At 61.7% G+C, this 11,123-nt stretch carries 7 protein-coding genes; 5 read left to right on the top strand and 2 right to left on the bottom strand.

Annotated elements, in window-relative coordinates:
- Positions 1-71: 71 nt before the first annotated feature.
- Positions 72-2,255 (bottom strand): DNA helicase II, encoded by a 2,184-nt coding sequence (uvrD, locus tag H7995_RS19480; RefSeq protein WP_182342893.1) that lies wholly within the window; start codon positions 2,253-2,255, stop codon positions 72-74.
- 259 nt (positions 2,256-2,514) lie between these two features.
- Between uvrD and H7995_RS19485 the strand changes: the two genes are divergently transcribed.
- The 3 genes from H7995_RS19485 to H7995_RS19495 all read left to right on the top strand — a co-directional run bounded on the left by H7995_RS19485 (position 2,515) and on the right by H7995_RS19495 (position 6,745).
- Entirely contained in the window at positions 2,515-5,376 is a 2,862-nt protein-coding gene (locus H7995_RS19485) for a GGDEF domain-containing phosphodiesterase (RefSeq protein ID WP_185818748.1), read from the top strand.
- A gap of 165 nt (positions 5,377-5,541) precedes the next feature.
- A complete protein-coding gene (gene hexR, locus H7995_RS19490; RefSeq protein ID WP_095164987.1) occupies positions 5,542-6,408 on the top strand; it encodes a transcriptional regulator HexR in 867 nt (288 codons plus the stop codon).
- 124 nt (positions 6,409-6,532) lie between these two features.
- The gene (locus H7995_RS19495) at positions 6,533-6,745 is read left to right on the top strand and encodes a PA3496 family putative envelope integrity protein (RefSeq protein WP_166588805.1); all 213 of its coding nucleotides are present in this window, start codon (positions 6,533-6,535) and stop codon (positions 6,743-6,745) included.
- Here the strand turns inward: H7995_RS19495 and H7995_RS19500 are convergent.
- A complete protein-coding gene (locus tag H7995_RS19500; protein ID WP_166588804.1) occupies positions 6,687-7,649 on the bottom strand; it encodes a LysR family transcriptional regulator in 963 nt (320 codons plus the stop codon). The two genes, H7995_RS19495 and H7995_RS19500, sit on opposite strands and share 59 nt — an antisense overlap.
- Before the next feature lie 191 nt (positions 7,650-7,840).
- Between H7995_RS19500 and H7995_RS19505 the strand changes: the two genes are divergently transcribed.
- Both H7995_RS19505 and oadA read left to right on the top strand, forming a co-directional pair.
- On the top strand, positions 7,841-9,256 hold the full coding sequence (locus tag H7995_RS19505; protein ID WP_166588803.1) for an acetyl-CoA carboxylase biotin carboxylase subunit: 1,416 nt from the start codon (positions 7,841-7,843) through the stop codon (positions 9,254-9,256).
- Between the two features lie 11 nt (positions 9,257-9,267).
- Positions 9,268-11,073 carry a sodium-extruding oxaloacetate decarboxylase subunit alpha gene (oadA, locus tag H7995_RS19510; RefSeq protein WP_166588802.1) on the top strand — a complete coding sequence of 602 codons (1,806 nt, stop codon included), beginning with the start codon at positions 9,268-9,270 and terminating at the stop codon, positions 11,071-11,073.
- Positions 11,074-11,123: the final 50 nt, after the last annotated feature.

An 11,123-nucleotide genomic window follows, 5' to 3' on the forward strand; every position in this document is an offset into this window, starting at 1 on the left:
GAATTTGCCCGTGAGCGACCCGTCTACCTCCCTGATAGACAGCCGGGTGGCTGCCCATCAGGGAGGGCTTGTCAGATCGCTTCCAGCTTGGCGTAGCCGAGCATCAGCCACTTGCTGCCTTCGCTGAAGTTCACCTGCACTCGGGCCTGGGCCCCGGCGCCTTCGAAGTTGAGGATCACCCCTTCGCCGAATACCGCGTGCTGCACTTGCTGGCCCAGGCTGAACGCAGTTTCCGGAATTTCCGTGCCGGCGAACATGCTGCTCGAACTCTGCTTCTGGCCACCGCCGAACGGCCGGCTGACGCTATTGGACAGCCGCACTTCCTGGATCAGGCCCTTAGGCACTTCGCGTACGAAACGCGAGACCTTGTTGTAAGTCTCGCTGCCATACAGGCGTCGGGTTTCAGCATAAGTCATCACCAGGTTCTGCATGGCGCGGGTAATGCCGACGTACGCCAGGCGCCGCTCCTCTTCAAGGCGGCCGGGCTCTTCCAGGCTCATCTTGTGCGGGAACAGACCCTCTTCCATGCCCACCAGGAACACGTAGGGGAACTCCAGGCCCTTGGCGCTGTGCAGGGTCATCAACTGAATGCTGTCTTCGTGCTCGTCGGCCTGGGTATCGCCAGCCTCCAGGGAGGCATGGCCGAGGAAAGCAGCCAGTGGTGTCAGCTCTTCGTCTTCTTCACTGTTTTCGAAGTTGCGCGCGGCGCTGACCAGTTCCTCAAGGTTTTCGACCCGGGCCTGGCCTTTCTCGCCTTTTTCCGCTTCGTGGTAGGCAATCAGCCCCGACTGCTCGATGACTGTCTGGGTCATCAGGTGCAGCGGCATTTCGGTGGTTTTCGCCGCCAGGTTCTCGATCAGTTCGATGAACGCGCCGAGGGCGCCGGCAGCGCGACCGGTCAGGCCTTTATTGGCGATCAGCAGGCGCATCGCTTCCCACATCGACACGTCGCTGTGGCGGGCGTGGTCGCGGATCGCTTCGACGGTTTTCTCGCCAATGCCACGGGCAGGAACGTTGATCACCCGCTCCAGGGCCGCGTCGTTGCCGCGCCCTTCAAGCAAACGCAGGTAAGCCATGGCGTTCTTGATTTCTGCACGTTCGAAGAAGCGCTGGCCGCCATAGATGCGGTACGGGATGCGTTCGCGCAGCAGGGCTTCTTCCAGAACCCGCGATTGGGCGTTGGAGCGGTACAAAATCGCGATATCGCTGCGCGCCAAGCCGGTTTTCAGCGCGCTTTCGATGGTTTCGACCACGTAGCGGGCTTCATCGTGTTCATTGAACGCGGCGTAGAGATTGATCGCTTCGCCTTCGCCGCCATCGGTCCACAGCTCTTTGCCCATGCGCCCGGTATTGTTGGCGATCAGGGCGTTCGCCGCCTTGAGGATACCGGCGGTGGAGCGATAGTTCTGTTCCAGGCGAATGGTCTCGGCATCCGGGAAATCGTCGGAGTACTGATAGATGTTCTCGATTTTCGCCCCACGCCAGCCGTAGATCGACTGGTCGTCGTCACCCACCACCATCAGGCTGTCGCCGCCCTTGGCCAGCAGGCGCAACCAGGCGTACTGCACGGCGTTGGTGTCCTGGAACTCGTCCACCAGGATATGGCGGAAGCGTTTTTGGTAGTGCGCCAGCAACCCCGGGTGGTCGCGCCACAGATCGAGGGCGCGCAGCAGCAACTCGGAGAAGTCGATGACACCGGCGCGCAGGCACGCGGCCTCGTAGGCCTCATAGATGCTGCGCATGGTGCCCAGGAACAGGTCGCCGCTGGCTTGAATGTGTTGTGGACGCAGGCCTTCGTCTTTCTGGCCATTGATGAACCACTGGGCCTGGCGGGCCGGCCAGCGTTGTTCGTCGAGGCCCAGTTCACGGATCACCCGCTTGACCAGCCGCTGCTGGTCGTCGCTGTCGAGGATCTGGAACGTCTGGCTCAGGCCGGCTTCCTGCCAGTGCGCCCGCAACAGGCGGTGTGCCAGGCCGTGGAAGGTGCCGACCCACATGCCGGCCGGGTTGATACCCATCAACTGCTCGATGCGATGGCGCATCTCGGCAGCAGCCTTGTTGGTGAAGGTCACCGACAGGATTGAGTGAGGCGAGGCGTTTTCGACCTGGATCAACCAGGCGATACGGTGCACCAGCACACGGGTTTTACCGGAGCCAGCACCGGCCAGGACCAACTGACGACCCACGGAGGCGGCTACGGCCTGGCGTTGGGCATCGTTGAGTGAGTTCAGCAAAAGGGAGAGGTCATCGCGCATCGGGGCATTCTAGGGTGCCGCGTCAAACCGGGCAAACCGAGCTTTGCATTAATCGATGAAAGCGTTGCCCCGGGCGACCGCCCAGTCACGCAGCAGCAGCCCTTACAGGCCGTGGCTCTGCGGTTTTGCGCGGTTTTGCCAGTGAGTCGCTTTCGTCGGCTTTATCCCTTTCGCCAGTTTGGTCGGGGTGATTGCTTGTGTATGCTCCGTCGACGTTTTGGGCACGTATGCCCCTTCTATAAGAACAAGAATATCGCCTATGACCTTCAGCTCCAGCCTGGCAGGCTCCCTCGCGGAGCCCCAGGTTATCCGCAAGCAATACGCCATGGAGATGGCGGTCGAGCGCACGCGCCTGCTCTACCAGGGTTCACTGCTGCCCACCTTGCTGATGTTGCTCAATGGCCTGGTCTGCGCCGGCCTGCTCTGGAACCCGCAGCGTTATGTGCAGGTCAGTGCCTGGCTGGTCTGGTTGCTGTTGCTGGTGGCATTGCGGGTGATCCAGGTGGCGGCCTTCGATTCGGCCATGCCCAGTCGCCAGGCGCAGCCGATCTGGCGCCGCAGGTTCCTGCTGGGCTCGGCCCTCAGTGGCCTGACCCTGGCCGCAGCCGGTATCGCCCTGGTACCCACCGACAGTTTTCTGCAGCAAGCCTGGGTGTTTGGCCTGATCGGGGCCGCCACCCTGAGTGCCAGTGTCGCCTACGCCGTCAGCCTGCCGGCCTTCCTGTCCTTTACGTTGCCGTGCCTGCTGCCGGCCATCGGCTATCTGTTCTGGGACGGCGATCAACAGCAGCAAGGCTGGGGCTGGCTCGGCCTGATTTTGCTGGGTTCCTTGAGTGTGGTGGCATGGCAGGTCAACCGGCTGATCGGGCGAGGCATGCTGCGCCGCTTCCAGAATCAGGCCCTGATCGAGCATTTGCGGCAGGCGCAAAGCGGGAGTGACCAGCTCAACCAGGAACTGGCGCGGGAAATCGACCAGCGCCGCCAGGCCGAAGCCGAGTTGCGTGCCGCGCAAGTCGGCCTGCAGAGCCGGGTGGCGCAACGCAGCCTCGAACTGGACGCCGCCAACCAGGCCCTGAGCAAAAGCGAAGCGCGCCTGGCGCTGGCGTTGAAAGCCAGCGAACTGGGCTTGTGGGACTGGAATCTGCAAACCGACGAAGTGCACCACACCCGGCTCAAGGAATTGTTCGGCATCGAGCCCGAGTTCATCACCGAGATGCTCAGCCACCTCAAGCCGCGCCTGCACCCCAAGGACTTGCCGCCACTGCGGCGGGCGCTGGTGGCGCATTTGAAGGGGCGCAGCGAGGATTACCAGATCGAGTACCGCGTGCGTCACGGTGACGGGCACTGGGTGTGGATCGAAGACCGCGGCCGGGCGGTGGAGCGTGGCCCTGACGGTCGGGTGCTGCGCATGGTGGGCACGCGGCGCGATATCAGCGCCAGCAAAGGTCTGGAGGAGCAGCGTCAGTTGGCGGCCACGGTGTTTGAGGCCGCCAGCGAAGGCATCGTGATTTTCGACCCCAATTACGCGTTGATCGCGGTCAATCAGGCTTTTAGCCGGGTAACGGGCTATCAGATCGAGGATCTGCTGGGGCGCAATGTGATCGAGCTACCTTGCAGCCGTGACGCCCGCCGCCACTACCCAGCGATTCATCAGGCGCTGGAGCAAAACGGCAGTTGGCAGGGCGAACTGGTGGAGGCGCGCAAGAACGGCGAGCTCTACCCGCAATGGCTGCAACTGAACGTGGTGCGCGATTCTCGGGGAATCGTGAGCCATATAGTGGGCTTCTTCGCCGATCTCTCCGCTCGACGTGAATCCGAAGAGCGCATGCGCTACCTGACCCACTACGACGAACTCACCGGCCTGGCCAATCGTGCGCTGTTCCGTGAGCGTCTGCAGGACGCCCATCAACGGGTGCGCCAGGGCGGTCGCAGCCTGGCGCTGCTGCACATCAACCTGGATCGCTTCAAACTGTTGAACGACAGCCTGGGCCATGATGTGGCCGACCAGTTGTTGCAGAAAATGGCCCGGCGCCTGGTCAATGCGCTGCCGGAAGCGGACACCATCGCCCGTTTGTCCGGTGATGAATTCGCCGTGCTGTTCGATGCCTATGGCAGCCTGTCGAGCCTGGCGCGGGTCGCCACCCGGTTGGCGGCCAAACTGCGGGTGCCGCTGAGCATCGATGGGCATGAGCTGGTGGTCAGTGCCTCGATGGGCATCAGCATGTTGCCGGACAACGCGCGGGAAATTTCCGCGCTGGTCAGTCAATCGAACATGGCCATGCAGCACGCCAAACACCTGGGCGGCAATAATTTCCAGTTCTACACCGATAGCCTGCAGGCCAGCACCCTTGAGCGCCTGCACCTGGAAAACCAGCTGCGCAAGGCCATCGAAGAGCGACAGCTGAAAGTCTATTACCAGCCCAAGCAGTGCCTGGCCAGCGGTCGCCTGAACGCGGCCGAAGCGCTGGTGCGCTGGGACCATCCAACCATGGGGCGGGTGCCGCCGGCTGAGTTCATCGGCCTGGCTGAGGAAACCGGGCTGATCGGCCCGATTGGTGAGTTCGTGCTGCGCCAGGCCTGCTGGCAGGCGTGCGAGTGGCAGCGGCAGGGGCTCGAGCCGATCCGGGTTTCGGTGAATTTGTCGGTGCATCAACTGCGCCAGGGCAAGCTGGTCAGCCTGGTGCGCCAGGTCCTCGAGGAAACCGGCCTGGCGCCGCACTACCTGGAACTGGAGCTGACCGAAAGCCAGTTGCTCGATAGCGTCGAGCACATCATCGCCACCTTCGAGCAGCTGCGTGGCCTGGGGGTAAAGCTGGCCATCGACGACTTTGGCACCGGCTATTCTTCGTTGAGCTACCTCAAGCGCATTCCGGTGGACTACGTGAAGATCGACCAGGCGTTTATCCGCGGCCTGGGCGAGGGCGGTGCCGATGCGGCAATCACCCGGGCAATCATCGCCATGGCCCATGGCCTGTCGCTCAAGGTGGTGGCCGAAGGGGTGGAGCGGCCGGAGCAACTGGCGTTTCTCAAGGCTGAGCACTGCGATGAGGTGCAGGGGTATCTGATCAGTCGGCCGGTGGAGGCGCAGGATTTAGCTGACTTGTTGCGAGCTGGCCAATGAATTCTGGATCCGCTGCCGGAACCGCCCCAAGCTGCTACATGAGGTCTGCCCAGCCAAAACAGGGAGATCGAGTTACGGATTGAGCAGGCAAAAAACGGATTCTTGTAGTATAACTACAAGCTTGCTACATCCCCGGCGCCCGCCCATAACAATGAGTCCTGCCCTTTGAACCTGTTGCAACATATCGCCCAGTCTCGTCACCTGTTACGCAAATCGGAACTCAAGGTTGCCGACCACGTGCTGCTTGACCCCGCGGCAGTGATGCACAGTTCCATGGCCGATCTTGCCCACAGCGTGGGCATCAGCGAGCCGACCATCGTGCGCTTCTGTCGCGCTATCGGTTGCTCCGGTTTCCAGGACCTGAAGTTGAAGCTGGCGCAAAGCCTGGCTGCCGGTGCAAGCTTCGGCCAGTTCGCAATCCACGAAGACGATTCGGTTGCCGACTACAGCCTGAAAATTTTCGACACCACCCTGCACACCCTGATGGAAGTTCGCGAGAAGCTCGATCCGATCGAACTGCAGCGGGCTGTGACGCTCATGTCCCAGGCCCAGCGTGTCGAGTTCTACGGTTTTGGTGCGTCTGGCGCGGTGGCGGCGGATGCCCAGCATAAATTCTTCCGCTTGCTGCTGACGGCTGCAGCCTATTCCGACCCGCACATGCAGGCGATGTCGGCGGTGACGCTCAAGCCCAGCGATGTGGCGATCTGTATTTCCCAGTCGGGGCGTTCCAAGGACCTGCTGATCACCGCCAACCTGGTGCGTGAAAGCGGCGCTTCGCTGATCACCCTCTGCCCGAGCCAGACGCCGCTGGCGGAGCTGTCGACGGTCAACCTGGCCATCGATGTGCACGAGGACACCGAAATCTACACCCCACTGACCTCGCGTATCGCCCACCTGGTGGTGATCGACGTGCTGGCCATGGGCGTGGCCATGGCGCGTGGCCCGAGCCTGGTCAATCACCTCAAGAGCGTCAAGCGCAGCCTGCGCAGCTTGCGCTTGTCGCCCAAGTCGGTGAAAGCGCTGGACGATTGAGGTCCCGCAAGGGCAAAAGATCGCAGCCTTCGGCAAGGTTCATCGCTTTGTAACCCGCGCGCCGCCAAACCGTCATCCCCGCGGCCTATCGTGAAACTCCCGTACTCGCCTTGGGAGACTCGAAATGGCCCAGCCCTACGAAGAACGCAACAGCGCTGTCAAAACCCGTCGTCAGCAGGAAGATCAACGCCGTATGGCATTCCGCCGCGCAATTGAAGATCGCTGTGAGCGCCGGCAGCTTCTCGCCGAGATTGGCGATTTTTCCGACAGCCTTGAACTCAATTACTGGCAAGCGACCCCGGCAGTTTCGCGTCGAAGCGCTCAACCAGCGCGCTGATCTGCACCCGTTCACTGCGGATAAAACCCAGGAACGCATGCGCGACCGGTGACAGGCGCTTGGCTTTGGCCTGCACCAGGCACCAGCTGCGATACAACGGCAGCTCTTCGACCGGCAGCTCCTTGAGTCCGCCGGTCGCCAACTCCAGGTTCAGGGCGTGGCGCGTCAACAGCGCCACGCCCAGACCCGCCACCACACATTCGCGCTGGGCCTCGGCCGACGAGACCTCCTGGGTCTGGTTGAAGTGCACGCGCTTCTCCTTGAAATACTCTTCACAGGCCAGGCGTGTCCCGGAGCCAGGCTCGCGCAACAACAAGGTGTAAGGTTCAAGGTCCTGCAAGCGCAGGGGGCCCATGTGGCACAGCGGGTGGTCGGGCGGGGCCACGGCGACGATCGGGTTGTTGAGAAAGGGCAGGAACTCCAGGCCCATGTCCTGCGGCACCATGGACATGATCACCAGGTCGTCGCGGTTATCCGACAGGCGTCGGATCACTTGCCCGCGGTTGACGACCGTCAGTTGCAGGTTGACCTCAGGGTGCTGGCGCTTGAAGGCAGCGAACAGGTGAGGGACGAAGTATTTGGCGCTGGATTCCACCGCCAGTTTCAGCTGTCCTTGCAGCGAGCCCTGCATGTCGGACAGCTGCATATCGAGGTTTTCCAGGCGGCCAAAAATATCCCGACTGGCGCGCTGTAACGCTTCAGCTGCTTCGGTCATGTAGAGCTTTTTGCCGACATAATCGAACAAAGGCTGCCCAACCAGCTCTTCAAGCTGACGAATTTGTAGGCTAACTGCCGGTTGCGTGAGTGACATTTCCTCAGCTGCGCGGCTGTAGGAGCGTAAATCGCAGACTTCGTTGAAGATCTGCAATTGACGTAATGTCATACGCATCAATGACTTACGCATTATGTAGGTGCTCTTGTGGCGGGCCTGTCGCTAAACTATAAGTCTTTGCTTATGGCTAGCCCAATAATTATTGATTTTTGTTAATCCCTTGCGCGGGATAGTGTGGCTCTGCGACTGGCTTGAAACATTTAGTCACTCGCCGACCCGGTCTAGCGGGTCGTGGGTAGCAACCGGCTCAAGGGAAACTCCAAGTGATAACAAAGATCCTGATCGCCAACCGTGGTGAAATTGCCGTACGAATCGTACGTGCCTGCGCCGAGATGGGCATTCGCTCGGTTGCCATTTATTCCGACGCCGACCGTCATGCCTTGCATGTGAAGCGCGCCGATGAGGCCCACAGCATCGGTGCCGAGCCATTGGCCGGTTACCTGAACCCGCGCAAGCTGGTGAACCTGGCCGTGGAAACCGGTTGCGACGCGTTGCACCCAGGCTACGGCTTCCTCTCGGAAAACGCTGAACTGGCGGATATCTGCGCCGAGCGCGGGATCAAGTTCATCGGCCCGTCGGCAGAAGTCATTCGCCGCATGGGCGACAAGACTGAAGCGCGCCGCAGCATGATCAAGGCCGGTGTGCCCGTAACCCCGGGCACCGAAGGCAACGTCTCAGGTATCGAAGAAGCGCTCACCGAAGGCGATCGCATCGGCTACCCGGTGATGCTCAAGGCCACTTCCGGTGGTGGCGGCCGTGGTATTCGTCGCTGCAACAGCCGTGAAGAACTGGAACAGAACTTCCCGCGCGTCATTTCCGAGGCCACCAAGGCCTTCGGTTCGGCGGAAGTGTTCCTGGAAAAATGCATCGTCAATCCCAAGCACATCGAAGCGCAGATCCTCGGCGACAGCTTTGGCAACGTGGTGCACCTGTTCGAGCGCGACTGCTCGATCCAGCGCCGTAACCAGAAGCTGATCGAAATCGCCCCCAGCCCACAACTGACCCCGGAACAGCGCGCCTACATCGGCGACCTGTCGGTGCGCGCAGCCAAGGCCGTGGGCTACGAAAACGCCGGCACCGTGGAGTTCCTGCTCGCCGAGGGCGAGGTGTACTTCATGGAGATGAACACCCGGGTGCAGGTGGAACACACCATCACCGAGGAAATCACCGGCATCGACATTGTCCGTGAGCAGATCCGCATTGCCTCCGGCCTGCCATTGTCGGTGAAGCAGGAAGACATTCATCACCGTGGTTTCGCGTTGCAGTTCCGTATCAACGCCGAAGACCCGAAGAACAACTTCCTGCCCAGCTTCGGCAAGATCACCCGCTACTACGCCCCCGGCGGTCCCGGCGTGCGTACCGACACGGCGATCTATACCGGCTACACCATTCCACCGTTCTACGATTCGATGTGCCTGAAACTGGTGGTCTGGGCATTGACCTGGGAAGAGGCCATGGACCGTGGCTTGCGCGCCCTCGACGACATGCGCCTGCAGGGGGTCAAGACCACTGCCGCGTACTATCAGGAAATCCTGCGCAACCCGGAATTCCGTAGCGGCCAGTTCAATACCAGCTTCGTTGAAAGCCACCCGGAACTGACCAACTACTCGATCAAGCGCAAACCCGAAGAGCTGGCCCTGGCCATCGCCGCCGCCATCGCCGCCCACGCAGGCCTGTGAGGAATACAACAATGTCCAAGATCCACGTTACCGACACCATCCTGCGCGACGCCCACCAGTCGCTGCTTGCTACCCGCATGCGCACCGAAGACATGCTGCCGATCTGCGACAAGCTCGACAAAGTCGGCTACTGGTCGCTGGAATGCTGGGGCGGCGCGACATTCGACGCCTGCGTACGCTTCCTCAAGGAAGACCCGTGGGAGCGCCTGCGTAAACTGCGCGCCGCCTTGCCCAACACCCGCCTGCAGATGCTCCTGCGCGGCCAGAACCTGCTGGGCTACCGCCATTACAGCGACGACGTGGTCAAAGCCTTCGTCGCCAAGGCCGCCGTCAACGGCATCGACGTGTTCCGCATCTTCGATGCAATGAACGACGTGCGTAACCTGCGCGTGGCCATCGAAGCGGTGAAAGCCGCCGGCAAGCACGCCCAGGGCACCATCGCCTACACCACCAGCCCGGTGCACACCATCGAAGCGTTCGTGGCCCAGGCCAAACAGATGGAAGCCATGGGTTGCGACTCGGTGGCAATCAAGGACATGGCCGGCCTGCTGACCCCGTACGCCACGGGCGAACTGGTCAAGGCACTCAAGGCCGAACAGTCGCTGCCTGTGTTCATCCACAGCCACGACACCGCTGGCCTGGCCGCGATGTGCCAACTCAAGGCCATTGAAAACGGTGCCGAGCACATTGATACCGCCATCTCCAGCTTCGCCTGGGGCACCAGCCACCCAGGTACCGAGTCGATGGTTGCCGCCCTTAAAGGCAGCGAGTTCGACACCGGCCTGAACCTGGAGCTGCTGCAAGAGATCGGCCTGTACTTCTACGCCGTGCGCAAGAAATACCACCAGTTCGAAAGCGAGTTCACCGCGGTCGATACCCGCGTGCAAGTCAACCAGGTACCGGGCGGGATGATTTCCAACCTGGCCAACCAGTTGAAAGAGCAGGGCGCCCTGAACCGCATGAGCGAAGTGCTGGCGGAAATCCCGCGGGTGCGCCATGACCTCGGCTACCCACCGCTGGTGACCCCGACTTCGCAGATCGTTGGCACCCAGGCGTTCTTCAACGTGCTGGCCGGCGAGCGCTACAAGACCATCACCAACGAGGTGAAACTGTACCTGCAAGGCGGTTACGGCAAGGCGCCGGGTGCCGTTGACGAGCAGCTGCGTCGCCAGGCAATCGGCAGCGAGGACGTGATCGACGTTCGTCCGGCCGACCTGCTGAAGCCGGAAATGACCAAGCTGCGCGGCGAAATCGGCGCACTGGCCAAGTCCGAAGAAGACGTGCTGACCTACGCCATGTTCCCGGACATCGGGCGCAAGTTCCTCGAAGAGCGTGAAGCCGGCACCCTGGCACCGGAAGTGCTGCTGCCGATTCCTGAAGCGGGCGGCGTGACCTCGGCGGGCGGCGAAGGCGTGCCGACCGAGTTCGTCATCGACGTGCACGGCGAAACCTACCGCGTCGACATCACCGGGGTGGGCGTCAAGGCCGAAGGCAAGCGTCACTTCTACCTGTCCATCGACGGCATGCCGGAAGAAGTGGTGTTCGAACCGCTCAACGAATTTGTCGGCGGTGGCAGCAGCAAGCGCAAGCAAGCCACGGCCCCAGGCCACGTCAGCACCACCATGCCGGGCAACATCGTCGATGTGCTGGTCAAGGAAGGCGACACCGTGAAAGCCGGCCAGGCCGTATTGATCACCGAAGCGATGAAGATGGAAACCGAAGTGCAATCGGCTATCGCCGGCAAGGTCACCGCCATTCACGTGGCCAAGGGCGACCGGGTCAACCCGGGCGAAATCCTGATCGAGATCGAAGGCTGATTTCACGCCTTCATCTGCAACGTTTTACCTCGGGGGAGCACATGCTCCCC

It is taken from the genome of Pseudomonas kielensis, assembly GCF_014236655.1.
Classification (GTDB): Bacteria; Pseudomonadota; Gammaproteobacteria; order Pseudomonadales; family Pseudomonadaceae; genus Aquipseudomonas; species Aquipseudomonas kielensis.

Excerpts from the sequence above, each read along its gene's own strand:
- H7995_RS19495 (WP_166588805.1), top strand. The coding sequence starts at position 6,533 with ATGGCCCAGCCCTACGAAGAACGCAACAGCGCTGTCAAAACCCGTCGT.
- uvrD (WP_182342893.1), bottom strand. The coding sequence starts at position 2,255 with ATGCGCGATGACCTCTCCCTTTTGCTGAACTCACTCAACGATGCCCAA.
- H7995_RS19485 (WP_185818748.1), top strand. The coding sequence starts at position 2,515 with ATGACCTTCAGCTCCAGCCTGGCAGGCTCCCTCGCGGAGCCCCAGGTT.
- oadA (WP_166588802.1), top strand. The coding sequence starts at position 9,268 with ATGTCCAAGATCCACGTTACCGACACCATCCTGCGCGACGCCCACCAG.
- H7995_RS19500 (WP_166588804.1), bottom strand. The coding sequence starts at position 7,649 with ATGCGTAAGTCATTGATGCGTATGACATTACGTCAATTGCAGATCTTC.